General features: G+C 64.0%; 23 protein-coding genes. 10 read left to right on the top strand and 13 right to left on the bottom strand.

The genetic code is table 11. From position 1 onward, the window contains the following. Positions 1-91: 91 nt before the first annotated feature. The 6 genes from ftsH (at position 92) to eno (ending at position 7,221) form a co-directional block, all read left to right on the top strand. On the top strand, positions 92-2,029 hold the full coding sequence (ftsH, locus tag QGV55_RS07855) for an ATP-dependent zinc metalloprotease FtsH (protein WP_281017382.1): 1,938 nt from the start codon (positions 92-94) through the stop codon (positions 2,027-2,029). A gap of 64 nt (positions 2,030-2,093) precedes the next feature. Further along, the gene (locus QGV55_RS07860) at positions 2,094-2,798 is read left to right on the top strand and encodes a hypothetical protein (protein WP_281017381.1); all 705 of its coding nucleotides are present in this window, start codon (positions 2,094-2,096) and stop codon (positions 2,796-2,798) included. A gap of 99 nt (positions 2,799-2,897) precedes the next feature. Then, complete coding sequence (gene secG / locus QGV55_RS07865) at positions 2,898-3,200, top strand: preprotein translocase subunit SecG (RefSeq protein WP_281017380.1); 303 nt, start codon at positions 2,898-2,900, stop codon at positions 3,198-3,200. An 81-nt stretch (positions 3,201-3,281) separates the two neighbouring features. Further along, positions 3,282-4,919 carry a CTP synthase gene (locus QGV55_RS07870; RefSeq protein WP_281017379.1) on the top strand — a complete coding sequence of 546 codons (1,638 nt, stop codon included), beginning with the start codon at positions 3,282-3,284 and terminating at the stop codon, positions 4,917-4,919. A gap of 52 nt (positions 4,920-4,971) precedes the next feature. Continuing rightward, a complete protein-coding gene (gene kdsA / locus QGV55_RS07875; RefSeq protein WP_281017378.1) occupies positions 4,972-5,832 on the top strand; it encodes a 3-deoxy-8-phosphooctulonate synthase in 861 nt (286 codons plus the stop codon). Between the two features lie 114 nt (positions 5,833-5,946). After that, positions 5,947-7,221: a phosphopyruvate hydratase gene (eno, locus tag QGV55_RS07880; protein WP_281017377.1), complete on the top strand. Its 1,275-nt coding sequence runs from the start codon at positions 5,947-5,949 to the stop codon at positions 7,219-7,221. A 64-nt stretch (positions 7,222-7,285) separates the two neighbouring features. Here the strand turns inward: eno and QGV55_RS07885 are convergent, their stop codons facing one another. The 9 genes from QGV55_RS07885 to QGV55_RS07925 all read right to left on the bottom strand — a co-directional run bounded on the left by QGV55_RS07885 (position 7,286) and on the right by QGV55_RS07925 (position 15,764). Further along, positions 7,286-7,957, bottom strand: coding sequence for a crotonase/enoyl-CoA hydratase family protein (locus QGV55_RS07885; RefSeq protein WP_281017376.1), 672 nt, complete (start codon positions 7,955-7,957; stop codon positions 7,286-7,288). Further along, positions 7,950-8,840: a CoA ester lyase gene (locus QGV55_RS07890; protein WP_281017375.1), complete on the bottom strand. Its 891-nt coding sequence runs from the start codon at positions 8,838-8,840 to the stop codon at positions 7,950-7,952. Before QGV55_RS07890 ends, QGV55_RS07885 begins: the two co-directional genes overlap by 8 nt. Then, a complete protein-coding gene (locus QGV55_RS07895) occupies positions 8,837-9,289 on the bottom strand; it encodes a MaoC family dehydratase (protein WP_281017374.1) in 453 nt (150 codons plus the stop codon). Before QGV55_RS07895 ends, QGV55_RS07890 begins: the two co-directional genes overlap by 4 nt. A 54-nt stretch (positions 9,290-9,343) precedes the next feature. Beyond that, positions 9,344-10,555 (bottom strand): CoA transferase, encoded by a 1,212-nt coding sequence (locus tag QGV55_RS07900; protein ID WP_281017373.1) that lies wholly within the window; start codon positions 10,553-10,555, stop codon positions 9,344-9,346. A 3-nt stretch (positions 10,556-10,558) separates the two neighbouring features. Next, on the bottom strand, positions 10,559-11,725 hold the full coding sequence (locus tag QGV55_RS07905; protein WP_281017372.1) for an acyl-CoA dehydrogenase family protein: 1,167 nt from the start codon (positions 11,723-11,725) through the stop codon (positions 10,559-10,561). After that, positions 11,722-12,507, bottom strand: coding sequence for an IclR family transcriptional regulator (locus tag QGV55_RS07910; protein WP_281017371.1), 786 nt, complete (start codon positions 12,505-12,507; stop codon positions 11,722-11,724). Before QGV55_RS07910 ends, QGV55_RS07905 begins: the two co-directional genes overlap by 4 nt. 104 nt (positions 12,508-12,611) lie before the next feature. Next, positions 12,612-13,502: a DMT family transporter gene (locus QGV55_RS07915; RefSeq protein WP_281017370.1), complete on the bottom strand. Its 891-nt coding sequence runs from the start codon at positions 13,500-13,502 to the stop codon at positions 12,612-12,614. A 17-nt stretch (positions 13,503-13,519) separates the two neighbouring features. After that, on the bottom strand, positions 13,520-14,896 hold the full coding sequence (locus QGV55_RS07920) for a glutamate--cysteine ligase (protein ID WP_348637714.1): 1,377 nt from the start codon (positions 14,894-14,896) through the stop codon (positions 13,520-13,522). A 103-nt stretch (positions 14,897-14,999) separates the two neighbouring features. Beyond that, positions 15,000-15,764, bottom strand: a complete 765-nt coding sequence (locus QGV55_RS07925) for a 16S rRNA (uracil(1498)-N(3))-methyltransferase (RefSeq protein ID WP_281017368.1) — start codon at positions 15,762-15,764, stop codon at positions 15,000-15,002. A gap of 108 nt (positions 15,765-15,872) precedes the next feature. Between QGV55_RS07925 and QGV55_RS07930 the strand changes: the two genes are divergently transcribed. Genes QGV55_RS07930 through QGV55_RS07940 form a run of 3 tightly spaced genes read left to right on the top strand, consistent with a single transcriptional unit; the run spans position 15,873 to position 18,424 of the window. Then, the gene (locus QGV55_RS07930) at positions 15,873-17,045 is read left to right on the top strand and encodes an amidohydrolase family protein (RefSeq protein WP_281017367.1); all 1,173 of its coding nucleotides are present in this window, start codon (positions 15,873-15,875) and stop codon (positions 17,043-17,045) included. Positions 17,046-17,081: 36 nt separating this feature from the next. Next, the gene (locus tag QGV55_RS07935) at positions 17,082-17,903 is read left to right on the top strand and encodes an enoyl-CoA hydratase (protein WP_281017366.1); all 822 of its coding nucleotides are present in this window, start codon (positions 17,082-17,084) and stop codon (positions 17,901-17,903) included. A 2-nt stretch (positions 17,904-17,905) separates the two neighbouring features. Further along, positions 17,906-18,424 carry a CoA-binding protein gene (locus QGV55_RS07940; RefSeq protein WP_281017365.1) on the top strand — a complete coding sequence of 173 codons (519 nt, stop codon included), beginning with the start codon at positions 17,906-17,908 and terminating at the stop codon, positions 18,422-18,424. A gap of 34 nt (positions 18,425-18,458) precedes the next feature. Here QGV55_RS07940 and QGV55_RS07945 read toward each other — a convergent pair whose 3' ends face one another. Further along, the gene (locus tag QGV55_RS07945) at positions 18,459-18,953 is read right to left on the bottom strand and encodes a PAS domain-containing protein (protein WP_281017364.1); all 495 of its coding nucleotides are present in this window, start codon (positions 18,951-18,953) and stop codon (positions 18,459-18,461) included. A 352-nt stretch (positions 18,954-19,305) separates the two neighbouring features. Between QGV55_RS07945 and QGV55_RS07950 the strand changes: the two genes are divergently transcribed. After that, positions 19,306-20,145: a putative metalloprotease CJM1_0395 family protein gene (locus QGV55_RS07950; protein WP_281017363.1), complete on the top strand. Its 840-nt coding sequence runs from the start codon at positions 19,306-19,308 to the stop codon at positions 20,143-20,145. A 48-nt stretch (positions 20,146-20,193) separates the two neighbouring features. Here QGV55_RS07950 and QGV55_RS07955 read toward each other — a convergent pair whose 3' ends face one another. From QGV55_RS07955 to QGV55_RS07965, 3 genes are all read right to left on the bottom strand, one after another. Beyond that, positions 20,194-21,027, bottom strand: a complete 834-nt coding sequence (locus QGV55_RS07955) for a TauD/TfdA family dioxygenase (RefSeq protein WP_281017362.1) — start codon at positions 21,025-21,027, stop codon at positions 20,194-20,196. Between the two features lie 121 nt (positions 21,028-21,148). Continuing rightward, entirely contained in the window at positions 21,149-22,456 is a 1,308-nt protein-coding gene (locus tag QGV55_RS07960; protein ID WP_348637713.1) for a TRAP transporter large permease, read from the bottom strand. A 9-nt stretch (positions 22,457-22,465) separates the two neighbouring features. After that, positions 22,466-22,987: a TRAP transporter small permease gene (locus QGV55_RS07965; RefSeq protein ID WP_281017360.1), complete on the bottom strand. Its 522-nt coding sequence runs from the start codon at positions 22,985-22,987 to the stop codon at positions 22,466-22,468. Positions 22,988-23,009 lie beyond the last annotated feature (22 nt).

Raw genomic sequence — 23,009 nt, forward strand, 5'->3', positions numbered from 1 at the left:
GCAGTGGAGGTCGCCTGCCGCTAGGGGTATCGTATTCGCATGTTTCGTATCTGCTAAAGCAGGTCACCCTGAGTTCAAGGACATCTGACAGTTGGCACCTTTCGGCAGGAATATCGCGTTCTGGATTATCATTGTGGTTCTGGCGCTTGCGCTGGTGAACCTGTTCCAGACCCCTTCGGTGAAGGAGTCGGGTTCCAGCCTCAGCTACTCCGAGTTCATGAACCGGGTGGATGAGGGCTCCGTCCGCAACGTGACGATCGAGGGGCGTTCGATCACCGGCAACCTGTCCGGCGGACAGGCGTTCCGTACCTATGCGCCGTCCGATCCTAACCTGATCCAGAGCCTGCGTGAGCGGGGCGTCGATATCGATGCCAAGCCGCAGGAGGAAAGCAACGGCCTGTTCACGATCTTCGTGTCCTGGTTCCCGATGCTGCTGCTGATTGCCGTCTGGATCTTCTTCATGCGGCAGATGCAGGGCGGCGGTGGCAAGGCCATGGGCTTCGGCAAGTCGAAGGCCCGGCTGATGACCGAGCGCCAGGGCCGCGTGACGTTCGAGGATGTGGCCGGTGTCGATGAGGCCAAGGAGGAACTGCACGAGATCGTGGAGTTCCTGCGCGATCCCCAGAAGTTCCAGCGGCTCGGCGGGCGTATCCCGAAGGGCTGTCTGCTGGTCGGCTCCCCCGGTACGGGCAAGACGCTGATTGCGCGTGCTGTCGCGGGTGAGGCCAATGTGCCTTTCTTCACCATCTCCGGTTCCGACTTCGTCGAGATGTTCGTCGGTGTCGGTGCGAGCCGGGTGCGTGACATGTTCGAGCAGGGCAAGAAGAATGCGCCTTGCATCATCTTCATCGACGAGATCGACGCGGTGGGTCGCCATCGTGGTGCCGGTCTCGGCGGCGGCAATGACGAGCGTGAGCAGACGCTGAACCAGTTGCTGGTGGAGATGGACGGCTTCGAGGCGAACGAGGGCGTGATCCTGATCGCTGCCACCAACCGCCCCGATGTGCTGGATCCGGCGTTGCTGCGTCCCGGCCGTTTCGACCGGCAGGTGGTGGTGCCACTGCCCGACATTCTCGGTCGCGAGAAGATCCTGAAGGTTCACATGCGCAAGGTGCCCCTGGGCCCGAACGTGGATGCCCGCGTGATCGCGCGCGGCACCCCCGGCTTCTCCGGTGCCGACCTGCAGAATCTGGTGAACGAGGCCGCGCTGCTGGCCGCACGCAAGAACAACCGTCTCGTGACCATGCAGGAGTTCGAGGACGCCAAGGACAAGGTCATGATGGGTGCCGAGCGGCGCTCCATGGTCATGGACGAGGACGAGAAGAAGCTGACGGCCTATCACGAGGGCGGTCATGCCATCGTCTCCATGTTCATGCCGGCCTCCGACCCGATTCACAAGGCAACGATCATTCCGCGCGGTCGTGCGCTCGGCATGGTCATGCGCCTGCCGGAGAAGGATCAGCTCTCGATGCGTTACGAGCAGCTGATCTCGCATCTCGGCGTTGCCATGGGCGGCCGGATCGCTGAGGAGATCATCTTCGGCAAGGACCAGATCACCACCGGTGCGGCCAGCGACATCTCGCAGGCGACCAATCTGGCGCGGCGGATGATCACGGAGTGGGGCTATTCCGACAAGCTGGGCCAGGTGCGCTATTCCGCGAACGAGGAAGAGGTCTTCCTGGGTCACTCCGTGACGCAGCAGAAGAACATCTCCGAGAATACCGCGCAGCTGATCGATGCCGAGATCCGTCGACTGGTCGATGACGCCATGGAAACCGCACGGCGGATCCTGACGGAGAATATCGACCTGCTGCACAAGCTGGCCAAGGCGCTGCTTGAGTATGAAACCCTGACGGGCGAGGAAATCATGGCGCTGAAGCGCGGTGAGGAACTGAACCGCCCCGACGAGAACACGGAAGGCCGTGGTGACGGGGCCGGTCCGTCCTCTGCCGTGCCGGAGACCGACGGCCACGGCGGTGAGGAGCCGAAGGGCGGCGGCATGGAACCCGAGCCGCAGCCAGGAAGCTGACTGTACCCAGCACCCAAAGCCCGGCGGGCGCATGTGTCCCCGGGAGAGGAAGACCGAGGGCGGCGTGAAACGCGATCTGCAGAAGGACACAGGTGACGCGGGCGACATTGATGCCTTTCTGGCTCAGGTCGCGGCCACGCCTGCGCCTCGGACAGGCGGCACGCGGCGGGGGCGTCTGCTGTTCGGCATGGATGCGACGGCGAGCCGCCAGCGAAGCTGGGACCAGGCGCTGCACATCCAGTCGGAGATGTTCGAGACGACGCGTGGTCTGGGTGGCCTGGATGTGCAGCTGGTGTTCTACCGCGGCTTCGGCGAATGCAAGGCCAGCAAATGGTTCGGCGATGCAACGGCACTGCGCAATGCCATGCTGAAGGTGCAATGTCTTGGCGGGCGTACCCAGATCGGCCGGGTGCTGTCCCGGGCGCTGAAGGAAACCCGGGACAAGCCGGTGCAGGCGGTCGTCTTCGTCGGCGACAGTATGGAGGAGGATGCCGATGCACTCTGCCATCAGGCAGGGCAGCTCGGCCTGCTGAAGGTGCCGTTGTTCCTGTTTCAGGAAGGTCACGACCCGGATGCGACCGGTGTCTTCCGGCAGATGGCACGGCTGTCCGGCGGGGCCTGGTGTCCCTTCGATGCCTCCAGTGCGGATCGGCTGAAGGAACTGCTGGCGGCAGTCGCCGTCTATGCCGCAGGCGGGCGCAAGGCGCTTGCCGATCACGGACGGGGCAGGGGCGGCGAGATCGCCGGTCTGCTGGAGCAGATCAGGTAGGCGCCTGCGGAATTCGACTGTAGCCGCCACAGGGCTTTCGTTCTGGCGATGGCTCGTGTAAGAGACGGCGACACTCAGAAGGGCTGAACGGCAACACCCATGATCATCATCGTACTTGTCATCCACGTATTGATCGCAATCGCGCTGACCGGCGTGATCCTGATGCAGCGTTCCGAAGGCGGCGCGCTCGGCATTGGCGGCGGCGGCGGCGTGATGTCCACCCGTGGGGCCGGCAACCTGCTCAGCCGTTCGACGGCGATGCTGGCGGTGGCCTTCTTCGCGACCTCGATCCTGCTGGCGATTCTGACCGGCAATCATGGCGAGCCCGAATCGATCATTACCGCTCCGGCGACGGAAGCACCCGCTGAACCGAGTGGACCGGTCGTTCCTCTGGCGGATTGATCCCAACAGAATCAACGCCTAGCGCCGATCATCCAAATCGGCGCTTTTGTGCGTGCGCGCTTTCGACTAAAGGGGAGGTCCATGACGCGGTTTATCTTCATCACCGGCGGCGTGGTCTCCTCACTTGGCAAGGGCCTGGCATCCGCATCACTGGCGGCGCTGCTGCAGGCGCGCGGCCACAAGGTTCGCCTGCGCAAGCTTGACCCCTACATCAATGTCGATCCGGGCACGATGAGTCCCTATCAGCATGGTGAGGTCTATGTGACGGAGGACGGGGCGGAAACAGACCTCGACCTGGGCCACTACGAACGCTTCTCCGGGGTTGCGGCCAACAAGGCCGACAATGTCACCACGGGCCGCATCTATCAGACCGTGATCGAGCGCGAACGGCGCGGCGATTATCTGGGCGCGACCGTGCAGGTGATCCCGCACATCACCGACGCCATCAAGGAATTCATCCGGGCCGGGACCGATGGCCATGATTTCGTGCTGGTGGAGATCGGTGGCACGGTCGGCGACATCGAGAGCCTGCCATTCCTGGAGGCGATCCGGCAGCTGGGTCAGGAACTGGGCCGCGATCATGCCCTGTTCATGCATCTGACCCTGGTGCCCTATATTTCCGCCGCCGGTGAACTGAAGACCAAGCCGACACAGCATTCGGTGAAGGAACTGCGTTCCATCGGTATCCAGCCCGACATCCTGATCTGCCGTTGCGAACATTCGGTGCCGGAGAGCGAGCGCAAGAAGATCGCACTGTTCTGCAACGTCCGCCCTGATGCGGTGATCCAGGCCCCTGATGTGGACAGCATCTATGCCGCGCCGATCATGTTCCATTCGGAGGGGCTGGATGTGGAGGTGATGCGCCACTTCCGCCTTGATGTATCGGTGGAGCCGGAACTGAGCCGCTGGCTGCGCATCGTGGAACGGGTGCGCAATCCGGAAGGCACCGTCCGCATCGGCATCGTCGGCAAGTACATCGAATTGCCCGACGCCTACAAGTCGCTGGCGGAGGCCCTGCGCCACGGCGGCATCGCCAACCATGTGAAGGTCGATATCGACTGGGTTGATTCCGCGATCTTCGAGGAAGATGGCAGCGCCCTGCACCGACTGGAGAACGTGCATGCGATCCTGGTGCCCGGCGGATTCGGGGAACGGGGATCGGAGGGCAAGATTCGCGCGGCCGGTTTCGCGCGCACCCGCAACATCCCCTATCTCGGTATCTGCTTCGGCATGCAGATGGCGGTGATCGAGGCCTGTCGCAGCCTGATCGGCCTCAACGGGGCCGGGTCCACGGAGTTCAATCCTGACTGCAGCGAGCCCGTGGTCGGTCTGATGACGGACTGGGAGGGTGAGGACGGCCAGCGCGAGGTCCGCAGCGATCGCTCCAACATGGGGGGCACGCTGCGTCTCGGGGCCTATCCGGCCGAACTGAAGAGCGGCAGTCACGTGGCCGACATCTACGGCTCGGAACGGATCAGCGAGCGCCATCGGCATCGCTATGAGGTCAATATCAATTACCGCGAGCAGCTCGAGGCCGCCGGCATGATCTTCTCCGGCGTGTCACCGGACGGTCGCCTGCCGGAAATTGTGGAGATCACGGATCATCCCTGGTTCATAGGCGTGCAGTTCCATCCGGAGTTGAAATCGCGCCCGTTCGAGCCACATCCCCTGTTTGCCAGTTTCGTCGAGGCCGCCATTCGCCAGTCGCGTCTGGTATAGTTGCCTTCACGGACCGTCTCCGACGGTCGAACCCGACAGGAAAGTACTGCACATGGCCGATACCGCGAGAGGCGCTGCACCGGGCGTCATGACCGTCGGCGACATTCGCATCGGCAATGACCTGCCGTTGGTGCTGATTGCCGGACCCTGCCAGATGGAAAGCCGGGAACACGCGCTGGAGATGGCGGGCGCGATCCGGGAGATCGCGGACCGCGTCGGCATCCGGGCAATCTACAAGTCCAGCTTCGACAAGGCCAATCGCACCAGCGTTGGCGGCAAGCGTGGCCTGGGGCTGGAGAAGTCCCTCGCGGTCTTTGCCGAGGTGCGGGAAAAGACCGGTCTGCCGGTGCTGACCGACGTGCATACGGCGGAACAGTGCCCCATCGTCGCCGAGGCCGTGGATGTGATGCAGATACCGGCATTTCTCTGCCGCCAGACCGATCTGCTGCTGGCGGCGGGGGAGACAGGCTGTGCCATCAACGTGAAGAAGGGGCAGTTCCTCGCCCCCTGGGACATGAAGAACGTGGTCGACAAGCTGCGCAGCACCGGCAACAACAACATCTCCGTCTGCGAACGCGGCGCCAGTTTTGGCTACAACACGCTGGTCACCGACTTCCGGGGCCTGCCGATCATGGCGGAACAGACCGGCTGCCCGGTGGTCTTCGATGCCACCCATTCAGTGCAGCAGCCGGGCGGGCAGGGCGGCAGCAGCGGGGGACAGCGCGAATTCGTGCCTGTGCTGGCGCGGGCCGCCGTCGCCGTCGGTGTCGCCGCTGTCTTCATGGAGACCCACGAAGACCCGGACAATGCCCCTTCCGATGGCCCCAACATGGTACCGGTGAACGAGCTTGAGGCGCTGCTGCGTCGCCTGATGGCGTTCGATGCCGTTGCGAAGGACGTTGCGGCGGTCTGAGCCGGTCAAATTCTTGCGCGAAAGTGGCGCGGCGGGGGAATCACCTTTGAGATTTGTCCGTTTGTGGTCTACCTGTTGCCAGCAGCAGACTGACCAACGCAACGGAGGGCGCCGATGACCGCCATCATCGACATTGTGGGACGTGAAATTCTGGACAGCCGGGGCAACCCGACGGTGGAGGTCGACATGCTGCTGGACAGCGGGGCCTTCGGCCGTGCCGCCGTTCCGTCCGGTGCCTCCACGGGTTCCTATGAGGCGGTGGAGAAGCGCGACAACGACGACCGCTATGGCGGCAAGGGCGTGCTGCAGGCCGTCGAGGCGGTGAATGGCGAGATCTTCCAGGCGCTGTCGGGCATGGATGCCAGTGACCAGCTCGCCATCGACCGGATGCTGATCGAACTGGACGGCACGCCAAACAAGGCACGCCTGGGTGCCAACGCCATCCTGGGTGTCAGTCTGGCCGCGGCCAAGGCGTCGGCGGACGCGCTGGACCAGCCACTGTGGCGCTACGTCGGTGGCGTGTCGGCGCGCACTCTGCCTGTTCCGATGATGAACATCATCAATGGTGGTGCCCACGCCGACAATCCGATCGACATTCAGGAATTCATGATCATGCCGGTCGGCGCGTCCAGTTTCTCGGAAGCACTGCGCTGCGGTGCGGAAGTCTTCCAGGCGCTGAAGAAGCGGCTTCAGGATGCCGGGCACAACACCAATGTCGGTGACGAGGGCGGCTTCGCGCCGTCGCTGGGCAGTGCCGAGGAAGCGCTGGAATTCATCATGGCCGCCATTGCCAAGGCCGGATACCTGCCGGGCGAGGATGTCTTCGTGGCACTGGATGCGGCCTCGACCGAATTCTTCCACAAGGGCAAGTACGAGCTGGCGGGCGAAGGCAAGTCCCTCGATCAGGGCCAGATCGTCGATTACTACGCCAACCTGTGTGCCCGGTTCCCGATCATTTCCATCGAGGATGGATGTGCCGAGGATGACTGGGAAGGCTGGGCCATGCTGACGGAACGGCTGGGCGACAAGGTACAGCTTGTCGGTGACGACCTGTTCGTCACCAACCCGGCGCGTCTGGCCGACGGCATCGCACGCGGCGTCGCCAACTCCATCCTGGTGAAAGTCAACCAGATCGGCACCCTGAGCGAGACGCTGGAAGCCGTGGACATGGCCCATCGCGCCTCCTACACCGCTGTCATGTCGCACCGTTCGGGCGAGACCGAAGATGCGACCATCGCCGACCTGGCGGTCGCGACCAATTGCGGGCAGATCAAGACCGGCTCGCTGGCCCGCTCCGACCGTACAGCCAAGTACAACCAGCTTCTCCGCATCGAGGACATGCTGGGCCCGGACGCGCTCTACGCCGGTCGCTCGGTCCTGCCGGAGTAAGCAGGAAGGGCCGACTTCGCTTCTCCTTCCCCCTGTGGAGGAAGGAGCACCAATGGAATTTTTGCTAGACGCTGTTGCCCAGAGCGACGCGGGCAGCGGCGGCACCGCGCAGGCGCTGCTTCACGCCTGCGACTGCGGCCTTGTCGAGTTGCTTCATCTGCTCCGCTGCCGCGGCCAGTGCCTCGTCGAAATTGCCGGGCACGGCGACCTGATCCAGATAGCCGACGTTCAGCGCGTCGTCGGGGGAATAGAGCCGGGCGCCGACCGTCGCCATGGTGAGCGCGCGGCGGTCCAGCCGAGCCTCCGCCAGTTCTATGGCGAAGGCGGGCAGGGTGAGGCCGATGGCCGTTTCGTTCAGGCCGATGCGGAAGTCACCGTCCATGCCGATGCGACAGTCCGCCGTCAGCACCAGCAACGCTCCCGCGGCCACCGCATGACCGGTCACCCCGATCAGCAGCGGTTGCGGGTGCAGCCAGGCCTTCATCAGCAGATCCTGACCGGCGTTGACAAGCGCGGGAACGCCGGACGGATCGCCGCGAATGACCTTCAGGTCAAATCCGCCGCAAAGCACGCCCTCGCGTCCCCGGATGACTGTCACATCGGCTTCACCTGCCGCCCGGTCGAGTGCGGCGGAGAGCGCCTGCATCATTTCATGACCGAAGGCATTGGCCTTGCCGTCATCCATGTGCAGGGTCGCCACGCCGTCGGTCAGGCTGTAGTGAACCGGCTCAGCCACCGAACTGTGCAACCAGTGCCATCAGGTTCCGTGCCTGCTTCAGGTGCGGCATGTCCAGCATCTTGCCGTCCAGGCCGACGGTGCCGAGACCGGGATTGTCCTCGAACGCCGCTATGACACGTTTGGCGTGGGTGACTTCCTCCTCGGTCGGGGTGAAGGCACGGTTGATGACCTCCGACTGCGCCGGGTGAATGGCGATCTTGCCGATGAAACCCGACCGCTGGTCGCGACGGCATTCCGCCTCCAGTCCCTCCAGATCACGGAAATCGACGTAGACCACCCCCACCGGTTGCGCGTCGATGGCGCGGGCGGTGGTCAGGCAGAGCGTCTTGGCAAGCTGGAACGGCGCGTCGTAGTCACCTGTATCGGGATGACGGTTGGTACTGGCTCCCAGGGCCGCCGCCAGATCCTCCCCGCCCCAGGTCAGGGCCGTCAGCCGCTCCGACACATTGTCCAGATAGGTATGGAACGTCAGCAGGGACTGGGCGGTCTCGGTGGCGACACAGAGGATGCGGGTCGAGCCGAGTTCCAGACCCTCCCGCGTTTCCAGTGCCGAAAGCATGGTGGCGAGCGTGTTCACGTCCGCCGCCGAATAGACCTTCGGCAGCACGATGCCGTTCGGCGCACCGGGCATGACCGCGACCAGGTCGGGCAGGGACAGGGGCGTATCAAGCGGGTTGATCCGCACCCAGAGTTCCTGCCGGGAGCGGTCCGGGTGGGCCTTCAGGAAGTCGCGCGTCATCTCCCGCGCGATCTCCTGCCGGTCATCGGACACGGCATCCTCCAGATCGAGGATCAGCGCATCGGCGGGGTTGTCCGGCCCCTTGGCGAGCTTGCGCTCGCTGTCGCCGGGAACGAACAGCCAGGATCGGTTCAGCCTCATGCCGGGCGCTTCTTCATGAAGGCGGTACGGACACAGTAGGCGACTTCCTCACCGCGCTGGTTGAAGCCGAAGTGCTCGAACACCACCATGCCGGCGTTGGGGCGGGACTTGCTCTCCCGCATGCTCTTCACCTTGGTCACGGCGCGCACGGTATCGCCGTGGAACACCGGGTTGGCGAAACGCACGTCGGTCATGCCCAGGTTGGCGATGGTCGTGCCCAGCGTGGTGTCACCGACGGTCACGCCGATCACCAGGCCCAGCGTGAACAGGCTGTTCACGATGCGCTGCCCGAACTCGGTGCCCTTGGAGAATTCCTCATCCAGGTGCAGTGGCTGCGGATTGTGTGTCATGGCGCAGAACATGACGTTGTCCATCTCCGTGATGGTGCGCGTCAGGGAATGCTTGAACTCCATCCCGACTTCGAATTCCTCGTAGTACAAACCAGACATAGCGTGTTCCTCCCCTTTGCATGTTGGTCGAAGGTCATCATTCGATGGATTGGCTCAGTTTTCCAGCGCTGCCTTGATGCGCGCGGCGTCATAACCCAGTTCACCGAGTATCTCGGGCCCATGCTCGCCCAGTCCGGGGGCCGGGCGCGAGGATTCGGGCTGGGTTTCGGACCAGGTGGCCGGATAGGCCATCTGCCGCAGTGTGCCCTCGCTCGGGTGTTCGACTTCCTGGAAGAAGCCGACATCTGCCAGGTGCGGCTCCGCGATCAGACCGTCCAGGTCGTTGAGCGGACCGGCCGGAACGTCGAGACGGTCGAAGGTCTCCAGCCATTCGGCGGTCGTGCGTGTCAGCAACAGCTCAGCCAGCTCACTGTACAGGCTGCCGATATTCTCGGTCCTGCTGGTCATGGAACGATAGCGCGGGTCGTTGTCGAAGGCTTCCTCCCGCCCCTGATCGCGCATGAAGTCGCGCCAGTGGCGGTCGGTATAGAGCATCAGGCAGACATGGCCGTCCTTCGTGGGGAAGGGACGGCGGTCCGGCACCAGCAGCCGGGGATAGCCGCTCGGCCCCAGATCGGGACTGAAGGTTGCCCCACCCATGTGGTCGCCCAGGACGAAGCCGGCCATCATCTCGAACATGGGCATGTCGATGCGCTGGCCCCGGCCGGTGCGCAGTTGGTGCACCAGTGCCGCATTGATCTGACCGACCGCCCAGAGGCCGACTCCCCGGTCCACAAGCGCCGTCGGGGCGTAGGCGGGCGGGTGACCGCTGGCACGATGGGACAGGGCAGGGATCGCCACCCCGCCCTGGATCAGGTCATCGAAGGCGGGCTTGGCCGCGTTGCGCCCGTTCTGGCCATAGCCGAAGAGACCAGCGTAGATCAGGCGCGGATTGAGTGCGCTGACCGTCTCCCATCCCAGCCCGAGCCGCGCCATCACCTTTGGGCGGCGGTTGTAGAGCAGCACATCGGCGTCACGCAGCAGATCGAGCATCGCTGCATGGGCTTCAGGCCGTTTCAGGTCGAGAACGATGCTGCGCTTGCTGCGGTTCACATTGAGGAAGATCGCGCCCATGCCCGGATTGCGCATCGGCCCGATACCCCTGACCGGGTCACCCCCCGGGGCTTCCACCTTGATCACGTCCGCGCCCATGTCGCCCAGGATCTGGCTGGTGTAGGGCGCCATGAGCATGTTCGTCAGGTCGATCACCCGGATGCCGTCAAGCGGGCGCTGGCCCGTCTCCGGCTTCGTCGTGCTTCCTGCCATGGCTCAGTAGGACTTCGGCAGGCCCAGCACCCGCTCCGCCACGTAGCAGAGGATCAGGTGCGGGGTGATCGGTGCAATGCGATGGATCAGGGCTTCGCGCAGATAACGCTCGACGTGATACTCCTTCGCGTAGCCCATGCCGCCATGGGTCAGGATCGCGGCGTTGCAGGCCTTGAATGTTGCTTCACCGGCCAGATACTTCGCCGCATTGGCGAAGGCGCCACTGTCCTCGCCCCGGTCGTAGAGCTGGGCGGCCCGGAAGACCATCAGGTTTGCCGCCTCCAGTTCCATCCAGTTCTCGGCCAGCGGATGCTGGATCGCCTGGTTCATCCCAATGGGGCGACCGAAGACCTCCCGTTCCTTCGCATAGTTGGTGGCGCGGCGCAGGGCGGCGCGACCGAGACCCACCAGTCCGGCGGCGATCAGGATGCGTTCGGGATTGATTCCATGCAGCAGATAGCGGAAGCCCTTGCCCTCTTCCCCGATCCGGTTCTCCACCGGAATCTCCAGCCCGTCGATGAAAACCTGATTTGAATCAACGCACTTCCGGCCCATCTTGTCGATCTGCCTGATCTCCACCTTTGACCGGTCGAGGTCGGTGAAGAACAGGCTGAGGCCGTCGATCGGCTTCTCCGTATCGGCCTCATCGGTGGTGCGGGCGATCAGCATGATCTTGTTCGCGACCTGCGCCGTGCTGATCCAGGTCTTCTGTCCATGCACGATGTAGCGGTCACCCTTCCGCACGGCCCGCGTCTTCAGACGGGTGGTATCCAGGCCCGTGTTCGGCTCCGTGACGCCAAAGCAGGCGATGTCGTCGCGCTTTATCACTGGCGGCAGCATCCGCCGCTTCTGTTCCTCCGTGCCGTAGCGGACCACGGGATTGAGGCCGAAGATGCCTAGGCTGACAGACGAGACGCCGCCGTTTCCTGCACCGGACTGGGAGATCGCCTGCATCAGGATCGCCGCCTCCGTGATGCCGAGGCCGGAGCCGCCGTATTCCTCCGGCATCGCGATGCCCATGAAACCCTGATCCGCAATGGCGCGGCAGAAGTCTTCCGGGAACCTGCCGTCGGTGTCCCGCGCCAGCCAGTATTCGTCGTCGAAGTCGCTGCACAGCCGTTCGACGCTGTCGCGGATCTGCAGTTGTTCCGGTGTGAAATCGATGCTCATGAAATCTCCCTCCCCAGGGCTGTCTCGGGTACGTCTCTCGGTCCGGGCCGGAAGCCGAATGCCCGGCAGCGCGCTGCGGCACGGTGCATTGCCGCCTCATGTCGCACCGCCGACTGCCGCATGCGCTCGCTCGGGCCCGCGATCAGGATGGTTGCCGACACATTGCCGTCAGGCCCGAATACGGGGACGGCAAGACCGCTCGCACCGGCGATCCGCTCGTCGCACGTGCGTGACAGCCCTTCGGCGCGGATCTGCTTCAGTTCTGCCAGCAACTTCCGCCGGTCGGTAATGGTGGTCGGTGTGAAACGCTCACGTGCGGCGCCATCAAGGCAGGCCTCACGTCGTGAAGGCTCCATATAGGCGAGCAGCAGCTTCCCGCCCGCCGTGCAGTGCAGCTCGCGCTGATCGCCGGCCTTCACCGTGTAGCGAATGGGGTTCGGGCACTCGACCCGGTCGAGATAGGTGATCATGCGCTGATCGGCAGACAGGACACCCAGCACGGCGGTCTCGCCCGTCTCCGTCATCAGTTCGGCCAGCACGGGTCGCAGGATGTCCACCATCTGCTCACCGAAGACCGCATGCCTTGCCAGCCGCAGGAAGCGATCACCCAGGGAATAGCTGCCGTCGGAACCGCGCTGGATGCACCCTTCATCCTGCAGACCCTGCAGCAATCCCAGCAGGCTGGACTTCGGGGCCCCCGTCGCGTCGGCAATGTCGCCCAGGCTGACACCAGCCTTGTCGCCACCGCGTGCCGCGACCAGCCGTTCCAGGATCAGCAGCATGCGCCCGATGGATTGGGGCGCGGAGCGTCTGGCGGGGCCATCGGTCGCTTCATGGAGTGCACTGGTTCGCATAATCGAATGTTATGCGGATATGCGAATTCAGTTCAAGGCCGGGTACGTGGTGTCATTCCAACGGCGGTCTTGCGTGCCAACTGCGCTTCCCGCCGCGTCGTGTAGACGGTGGCGATGAAGATGATCGCCGCGCCGGCCCACATCCACGGATCCGGGACTTCGGCAAAGGCCCACCAGGCGAGGCCGACGGACAGCGGCAGGCGCACGAAGTCGAAGACCTGCGCCAGACTGGCATCCCCGGCGGAGATCGCGCGCTGGATGCCGTACATGTTCATGTTCGCGGCGATGCCGAGACCGATGATCCACAGCCACTCCTCGCCCTGCGGCACTTGCCAGAAGATCACGGCGGGAACGAACGAGATCGGCAGGTTGAAGATCGACAGCATCAGGATGACCAGTTCCGGTCCCTCGGACGCGGACAGGCGCTTGCCGAAGATCACCACGAACCCGAACAGGATCGAGGAGGCGATGGCCAGGATTGCGCCCAGGCTGATGGCTTCCTGCCCCGGCCGCAGCATGACCAGCACCCCCACGAACCCGACGGCGAGTGCGGCAACGCGGCGGGGGCCCACCTTCTCCTTCAGCATCACCGCTGCGAGCAGGGTGGTGAACAGCGGCGCGGTGAAGGTAATGGCCGTGGCTTCCCCGATGGGGATCAGCACCGCCGACCAGAGCAGCATGAGCGATGATGCCACCATGACGACCGAGCGCAGCGCGAACAGCGGCAGGCGTTTCGTGCGCATCGCGCCGAAGCCGACCCGCATGATCCAGGGCGTGAACATCAGTATGGAGAAGATGCTGCGCCAGAAGTTCAAGACGAAGGGATCAAGACTTGCCGACAGATGGCGGACGATCACCATGATCAGGGCGAAGCCGACCGCCCCGAACAGCATCCAGGCGGCGACGATCAGGGGGCGCGGCATGGTCCGGTGTCCGCCGGTCAGTAGGCGTATTCGCGGAACACCCGCCGCACGTCGCCGTTCCATTCGCCGTTGAACCGGGCCAGCAGGTCATCCGCCGGTGTCATGCCGGATTCAACGATGCGCTTCAGGGTGCCGATGAAATGGCGCTCATCCTGACCCATGCCGTCTTCGCGGTTGCGATTGATCAGGCCGCGCTCCGCGATGGCGACCGCGTCCCGGGCCACATCCAGCACCTTGCGACCGCCCGGGGCGGGGGCGTTAAGCGCGTGGGTCGGCACCGCGTTGCGCATGGCATCCACGTCATCGGCGGTCCAGTCTCGGATCAGTGCCGAAGCCTCGCCGCGCGCGGCGTCATCATAGAGCAGACCGACCCAGAAGGCGGGCAGGGCGCAGATGCTGCGCCACGGGCCGCCATCGGCCCCACGCATCTCCAGGAACCGCTTCATGCGCACTTCCGGGAACAGGGTGGTCAGGTGATTGTCCCAGTCCTTGATCGTCGGCTTCTCACCGGGCAGGGCGGGCAGCTTGCCTGCCAGGAAGTCGCGAAACGACTGACCTGCCGCCTCCACGTACTTGCCATCGCGGAACACGAAATACATCGGCACATCAAGGGCATAGTCGGCATACTGCTCGAAACCGAATCCCTCGTCGAAGATGAAGGGCAGATTTCCGCTGCGGTCGGGGTCCGTGTCGGTCCAGACATGGCTGCGGCTGCTGAGCATGCCCGTCGGCTGCCCCTCCCGGAACGGGGAGTTGGCGAACAGGGCCGTCGCGATGGGCTGCAGCGCCATGCCGATGCGGAACTTCTCCACCATGTCGGCTTCACTCGCGAAGTCGAGGTTCACCTGGATGGTGCAGGTCCGGTACATCATGTCGAGGCCGAGGTTGCCCTTGGTCTGCATGTAGCGGGTCATGATTTCGTAGCGGGCCTTCGGCATCATCGAGATCTCGTCCCGACGGGCCAGCGGATGATGCCCCAGTCCGATGAAACCGATCCCGAGTTCGCTGGAGACTGCCTTCACCTGATCCAGGTGGGTGTTCACCTCACCGCAGGTCTGGTGCAGCGTGGCAAGCGGCGCACCGGAAAGTTCAAGCTGCCCGCCCGGTTCCAGGCTGATGGCCTGGCCGTCCATGTACATGGCGACCGCATAACCGCCCTCGATCACCGGGTCCCAGCCAAAGCGCTCCAGCCCCTTGAACAGGGCCTTGATCCCGGCGGGACCTTCATAGGGAATGGGCTTCAGGGTCTCCAGATCGAAACCGAATTTCTCGTGCTCCGTTCCGATGAGCCAGCGGTCAGCCGGCTTGCAGCCGGAGGCGAGGAAGTCGATCAGCTGCGTGCGATCCTCGACAATCGTTGACGAGTGCGCGCGGGCTTCCTCGCTATCCAGCATGGTCGACATGGGCGATTCACTCCGAAGCGTTTTCTTGTTCCGGGAACTTAGGGCGCGAGGGATGGGGATGGAAGGGCAAGCGAGCAGTTAGCGACCATGCGCGTCAGGCGGGCCAGCCATTGTCGCCGCCGCGCCAGTCGCCCAGGTGGGCCTGCCACAGCGCCAGTGTGGCGAAGACGGCCGTGTCCGCGCGCAGCAACCGGGGGCCGAGGCTGACGGGTATGCAGTCGGGCAGGGCGCGGACCATCTGCTTCTCCGCCTCCTCGAAGCCGCCCTCTGGCCCGATCAGCACGGCAGCGGACGGGATGGTCTCGGTGCGGCGCGCCTCATCCGCCAGAGCCGTGGCAATCGGCGTCGCGTCCGCACGTTCGTCGGCGAGGTAAAGACGGCGACCGCCTGGCCAGTCCTCCAGCACCGCCGAGAGGTCACGCGGTTCGGCCACTTCCGGAACGCTCAGGCGTTCGCACTGTTCCGCAGCCTCCAGCGCGTTGGCCTGCAACCGCTCCACATTCACCCGACTGACCACGGTGCGGCGGGTCAGCACCGGCAGGATGCGGGAGACGCCGAGTTCGCCGGCCTTCTCGGCGATGGCATCGACGCGCTTGCCCTTGATCGGTGCGAACAGCAGCCAGAGGTCCGGCTCCGCCACCTGGGGCCGCAACTGCTCCCCCGGGACGACCTCCGCCTCCCGGCGGCCCATTTGATCAATGATGCCCCGCCATTCGCCGTCGCGGCCATTGAACAGCTTCACCGTCGCACCGGCCCCAAGCCGCAGGACCTTGGCCAGATAGTGATGCTGGTTGCCGGTCAGTGTCAGCGGCTGATCCGGTTTCAGGTCGGCTTCGATGAACAGTCGCGGTTCGGTCACGTCACGCGTCCCCTGCATGGGATAATTGATCGGACAACAGGTTCAAGCCGCTGCCGCATTGCTGATAGTATCTGCCGAATAGGTGACAGACTGGGTGGGGAGAGCGCAATGCCATACGCAACAGGGCGGCTGTATCACGATGCGGACGCACACATCATGGAGACGGCGGACTGGCTGCGCGACTATGCGGCGCCGAAGTTCCGCGACCGGTTGCCGGATATCTTCACCGGAGCGCTGGCCCCGGGTGAGCATGAGCGGGTGAACGACGATATCGCCCTGCACAGCGACGCGAGCTACCGCGCGGAGGATGAGGCGGAGCTGATGAACCGCAAGAACTGGCGCGCCATCGGGGCGACGCTGAAGCAGGACCGCCCGAAGGCGCTCGACCTGCTCGGCTTCGCGTCGCAGCTTGTCTTCAATACCTTCACCAACAAGCCGATGCAGGAGGCGGAGCATGGTCGCGACGCCGATTTTGCCTACGGCATGGCCGACGCGCATAACCGTGGCATGTTCGATTTCTGCGGCGTCGACCGGCGTCTGCTGTCGACCGCCTATGTGCCGCTGATGGATCTGGAGCGTGCGCCGCAGGTTGCGAAGGCGCTGATCCGTGATGGTGCGAATGCCCTGATGATCGCCGCAGCCTGCCCGAAGGACCACAGCCCCAGCCACATCGCCCTGGACGCGGTCTGGGCCCAGGCCGAGGAAGCCGGGGTGCCCATCGTCTTCCATGTCGGCTCCGGCGGCACCTTCTTCGACCGGACCTATTTCAACAATGGTCTGCCGATGGAGAAGGACTTCCATGGCGGGGCGGAGAATTTCCGCTCCATCGACTACATGGCGATTCCGAATCCGGTGATGCAGACACTGGCGACGATGATCCTGGACGGCGTGATGGACCGCTTCCCGCGCCTGAAGTTCGGCGTGATCGAGCAGGGGGCGAGCTGGGTGCCGAGCTGGATGCGCTATCTCGACAGCGCCTATGACGCCTTCCTGCGGCACGAACAGCGCCTGCAGAAGCTGTCGCTGCGTCCGTCGGAATACGTGCAGCGCCAGATCAGGGTCACGCCTTACCCGACAGAGGATGTGGGCTGGATCGCGTCACAGGCGGGCGACGCCGTCTGCCTGTTCTCCTCCGACTATCCGCACGTGGAGGGGGGGCGGAACCCGCTGGGCCGCTTCGAGGCATCGCTTGCGCAGGCCAGCGAGGCAACGCGCGACCATTTCTTTGCCGGCAATTTTGCTGACATGATGGGTCCGTCGCTGCAGCGGGCGCTGAACTGACCACTGCGAACCCGACAACATGGGGAGGATGACACGATGACTGCCGAGAACGCCGCTTCGACCGACGTCACCGCGAACGAGGACCTGCTGTTGCGGGACGACCGTGGTTCTGTGACCTGGCTGACACTGAACCGGCCTGACGCCTTCAACAGCCTTTCGACGGGGCTGATGACGCGGATCCAGCAGGAACTGGATGCCCTGGCGGATGATCCGAACTGCCGTGTCATTGTCATTGCAGGGGCAGGGCGCGGCTTCTGTGCCGGGCATGACCTGCGCGAGGTACGTGGCAACCAGCAGGATGGTCCCTTCATCAAGGCGATGCTGGAGCAGTGCTCGACGATGATGCAGACCATTGTCAATCACCCGAAACCGGTGATCGCGCGGGTGCACGGCATTGCAACGGCTGCCGGGTGCCAGCTTGTCGCCAGCGCCGATCTGGCCATTGCGGCCGATGACGCGAAGTTTGCGACGCCAGGGGTGAACATCGGCCTGTTCTGCCATACGCCGATGGTGGCGCTGGGGCGCAATGTCAGCCGCAAGCACGCCATGGAAATGCTGCTGACCGGCGAACTGATGAGTGCCGACGACGCCGTTCGTTTCGGGCTGGTCAACCGCACGGCCCCGGCTGCGGAGCTGGATGCGGCTGTCACCGCGATGGCGGAGCGGATCGCATCGAAATCGTCCTATACGCTGAAGATCGGCAAGCAGGCCTTCTATCGCCAGCTTGAAGCGCCTGACCTGAACGCCGCCTATGATTATGCATCCGGCGTGATGATGGAGAACATGGTGGCCCGCGACGCCAATGAGGGCATTCAGGCCTTCATCGACAAGCGCGCGCCAGTCTGGGAGGACCGCTGAGCATGACGCCCGCGGGCGCGGATGACGTCGCCGTGGTGCACGACAGCTACAGTGATGCCTACATCAGGGACATCCTGCAGACCGTGAAGGTCGTGGCGGTCGTCGGGGCGAGTGCCAACTGGAACCGGCCCAGTTACTTTGCCTCGAAGTACATGCAGGAAAAGGGCTATCGGGTGATCCCGGTAAACCCGAAGGAAGCGGCGGCAGGCACGGTCATTCTCGGTGAGCCGGCGGTGGCCACGCTTGACGACATCGACGTTGCTGTCGACATGGTTGACTGCTTCCGCAACTCCGACGCCATTCCGCCCATCGCGGATGACGCGATCCGCATCGGTGCGAAGGTACTCTGGCTGCAGCTTGGTGTGCGCAACGATGCGGCGGCAGCAAAGGCGGAGGCTGCGGGTCTGAAGGTCGTGATGAACCGCTGCCCGAAGATCGAATACGGTCGCCTGTCAGGCGAGATTGGCTGGTTCGGCGTGAATACGGGCGTGATCTCGTCCCGACGCAAGCGCGTGGTCTGACAGGACCCGCCCCTTCGGGGAACAGCCGGGCGATCTAGTCGTCCACGATCGTGATGAAATCCGCCGCGACCAGGATCTGGTCCACGCAGGTCCCCTCCGCCGACAGGGGCAGGGCAACGAGCTCGCAGCGCTTGAAGTCCTGATGCGGTCCGATATAGGGCATCGGCCGCGTGCAGGGCAGGCCCAGTTCAGCGACCTGACGCAGCATCTCCCAATATTCTCCGGGGCCTGCCTGATGCGGCAGCTCACTGACGCGACGGCCCTTCAGTGGACCCCGCATGTTTTCGTCGATCAGCGTTCCGGTCAGGCGATAGACGAAATCGAGCGGATTACGCTCCACGCCGAGGATCATCAGATTCGGCAGATGCTCCACGATATCCATCGGATTGAGATCGCGTCTGAGCGGCCAGATACGCTCCCCGCGAATGAACTCCCAATATCGGAGTGTCTCGAGTGTAACGGTCGAGGAAAGCTTCCCGCAGACTTCACTCACCGCGTCCCTGATCTCTGGCTCGCGTGCCTTAGTCAACATATCTTGCCCGGTCATTGGTGGTCATTACCGGGGCCAAAATTTTCGGTCCCGATAACGCAACACCGGTAGCGGGCAAATTATTCGAACAAATTGTGATGAAGATCATGTTTTTTCGGTAACCATGTTTCGTTACCGGTCGCGCATGAGCCTGTGACGCACATGTTGACGATTGATTAACATTCACCTGTTTCACTGCGACGATGCAACTGAATCGTTCCGCGTTGACAGGTCTGACCGGATGATCGGCGCACTGCAGACCAGCCGTGCAGAGGGTCTCCCTCAGATATCGCGCGCCCAGCAATCCGCAGGCCGGGCTGCCGAGACGAGGGAACCTGCGCGTGATCCGGCATTGCCCTCAGGCTTTCGCGAGACGCGTGGCTCCAATGTTGCCGGTGGGACGCTGATCGCAGCGCAGATTGCCGCCAGCGCAGAGAGCGGGACAGTCGAGAAGCCCGCTACCGACCCTAAACAGTCGACCACGACAGGCACCGAACTGACGGAGCAGGAGCGGGAGCAGATCAAGGAGCTCCAGGCGCGTGACCGGGAGGTCCGCGCGCACGAGCAGGCGCATGCGACCGCCGGGGGCCAGTATGCGGGGGCGCCTGAGTACGAGATGAAAAAAGGGCCGGACGGGCGCAGCTACGCCGTGGGCGGCCATGTCTCCATCAGCACCAGCCCCATTGCCGGTGACCCTGAAGCGACCATCGCGAAGATGGAGATCGTCAAGCGCGCTGCGCTGGCTCCGGTCGAACCGTCGGGCGCTGACCGCAGTGTCGCGGCCGATGCGGAGAGCAAGCGCGCCGATGCACGCAGCGAACTCAACGCGATCAGGGCTGAAGAGCAGAAGGCGGCGCTGGAGGAATCGCTTGGCAAGTCCGAGGCCGGTGATGAGGCCGTCCGTGAGAGTGACAGTGCTAGGGCCGCCGGACAGAGATCAGGGGAGGCACCGGCAGTTCCCGGATTGGGTCCGGCCAGTGCTGATGAAGGCGATGAAGCTGATCGCGGGGGCTATGGCGATGAATACGAACAGGACATCTCCGACAGGTCGGCACGATCCGACCGGAGGGAGGACGATGCGATCTCACGCGACTTCGCGGCCTTCCTGAACCAGAACGGCACGGAGCGCACCCGCGCTGATCTCCAGCCCGGCCTGGCAACACAGCGTCCGAGCATCGACATTCGCCTCTGATGATCATGGTGGTACGGCAATGCTGACGCGACCGGAACGTGCGGCAGATCAGGCGACGTCCCGTACCTGACAGCGCCACATGACCCTGCGCGCACTTGCGTCAAAGGCTTCCCGGCGATGAATGGTCGAGCGATTGTCCCAGACCAGAAGGTCATTGGGGCGCCATTCATGCACGTACAGGAACTCGGCGCGGGTACACCAGGCCCAGATCTCGTCCAGCAGTTCCTCGCTCTCGGCGACGTCCATACCCACGACCCAACTGTTGGTACGGCGACCGGTGAAGAGAGCTTCGCGCCCGGTCACTGAGTGCGGGCGTATGGCCGGGTGGCGCGCACCGGGGGCTGCCGTGACATCCGTGACCGCCTGCATGCCCTTGCGCAGGTCGCCCGCCGAGGTGTAGCTGGAGTCGTGGTTGATCGTCTGCCCCTCCAACCGCTCCCGCAATCCTGCCGGCATGGCGTCGAGAGCCGCCATCATGTTGGCGAACCATGTGCGGCCACCGTCGGTGACGACCTCGTGTCCATAGAGCACGGAAGCCGAGGGCGGGGCAGGGATGTAGGACATGTCCGTGTGCCATTCGGCCTCGCCGCTGCCCAGCGCACCAATGGCCTTCCCGTTCTCCACGACATTGGAGATCACCCACATCTCCGGGGCTTCCTCATCACGTCTTCTGGATTCGCTGGCGGGCGGTGGTTCCAGTTCGCCGAACCGACGGCTGAAGGCACACAACTCCGCCGGCGTCAGATGCTGGTCACGGATGACGATCAGGCAGCGCTGCAGCCAGAGCTCCTCGATCACTGCGAATCCGGCATCATCGAGCGCGCGCACGTCGATACCGCGGATCTCGGTCCCGGTGGCAGGCGTGAGGTTGCAGATCTCCATGTTCCCCTCCGGTCCTCACCCCATCCGGCTGTGGCGGGTGGTGACCGGATCATACCCGGAAGCCGGGCGCGGGTGACAGAGGTGATAGGCCACCTTCGGCACCCGGCGCCCGTTTCCGGCGTCAGCCCACCAGATTCGGCAGGTAGAGAATGATGTCCGGCACGGCGATCAGCGCAATGATGATCATCAGGTCGGCGACCAGGAACCAGGCAATGCCCCGGAAGATCACACCGGTTGATGCAAGGTCACCAACCACGCCCTTGATCACGAACACATTCAGCCCGATGGGGGGCGTGATCATGCCGATCTCCAGGAACTTGGTCAGCAGGACACCGAACCAGATCAGGCTGAAGCCGGCGGTATCGATGATCGGCAGCAGGATCGGCAGCGTCAGCAGCATGGCCCCGATGGGTTCCAGGAACATGCCGAGCAGCAGGTAGATCAGGGAAATGCCGATCAGCAGCAGCAGCGGGTCCGCGCCCATCGCCGTGACGGCATCCGACAGGTAGTCACCGGCACCGCTGAACGCCAGGAACCGTGTCAGCATGCTGGCACCGATGGCGATGATGAACAGGGAGGCGGAGGTCAGTAGTGTCTCAGACAGCGCATCCCGGAAGCTGACCCAGGTCAGGGATCCCTTCAGGGCCGCGATGATGGTGGCGATGGCGGCACCGACCGCACCGGCCTCCGTCGGCGTGAATGCGCCCGAGAAGAGACCACCGAAGACGCCCAGCATCAGCAACAGCACTGGCCAGGTGTCCTTCAGCGCCGCCAGCTTGTCGGCCAGCGAAACATCCTCGTGCAACTGGGGCGCAAGCTCGGGCTTCAGCTTCACCCGGATCATGACGACCGCGACATAGCTGAATGTGGTCAGCAGACCGGCCCCGACGCCGCCCAGGAAGAGCGCGCTGATCGGAACCTCTGCAATGATGCCGTAGAGGATCATCAGGATGGATGGCGGGATCAGGGCACCGATGGTCCCGGCGGCCGCCACCGTACCCGTCGCGAGGGACGCGTCATACCGGTGGCGCATCATCTCCGGCACCGCGATCCGGCCCATGGCGGCGGCGCAGGCGACAGAGGACCCGGTGACGGCGGCAAAGCCCGCCGCACCGAAGATCGTGGCAATGGCGAGACCACCGGGCAGGCGTGACATCCACATGCGGGCCGCGTCAAACATGCCCTTCGTCAGGCCCGCGTGATAGCAGAGAAAGCCCATCAGCAGGAACATGGGTACGGAACTGAGCTGCCATGTTGCCGCGAAACTGTAGGGGATGACGCCGATGGAACCCCAGGCGGCACGTTCGCCAACCAGGATCCAGATTCCGGCAAAGGAAACACCGATCAGGCAGACCCCGATGGGCACACGCAGAGCGATGAGGGCCAGCAGGATGCCGATACCCACGAAACCTATCTGTACGTCGGACAGGGTGGCCTCCTATTCAGCGATCTGGCCCGGTGCGCCTGGCTGGGGGCGCCCGGAAAGATAGGAAATGAACTTGAACAGCAGCACCAGCACCATCAGCGTGGCCCCGATCGGCAGCAGGTAATGCCCCGGCCAGATCAGTACCTTGGTGCTCTGTTCCATGATGAAGGAGCCCATGTCCTGCTTGTTGTAGGCATCGTTGAAACCACGCCAGGCCAGCAGTCCGAAGACCGTGCCCGAGAGCAGGTAGGTGAGGCCGTTGATGTGATACTGCATCCGGCTCGGGAACAGTTCGGTAAGAACCTCGACCGAGATGTGCGAGTTCCGCCGCTCCGCCAGGGCAAGCGGCAGGAAGGCCACCACGACCATGTAGTAGTTCGAGACCATCGTGATGGTTGCTGGCACGGGGGAGAAGAAGACGAACTTTCCCACAACGTCCACAGTGATGTGCACCATCATCAGCCCAACGGCGATCGAGCCGATGATACTGGTCAGGTTCACGGCCCGACCGAGCCAGCGATCAATAAAATCCATCGAAACCTGCTATCTGATTGGA

Origin of the sequence: Minwuia sp. IMCC3009 (genome assembly GCF_029909415.1) — a bacterium.
Taxonomy (GTDB): Bacteria; Pseudomonadota; Alphaproteobacteria; order Minwuiales; family Minwuiaceae; genus Minwuia.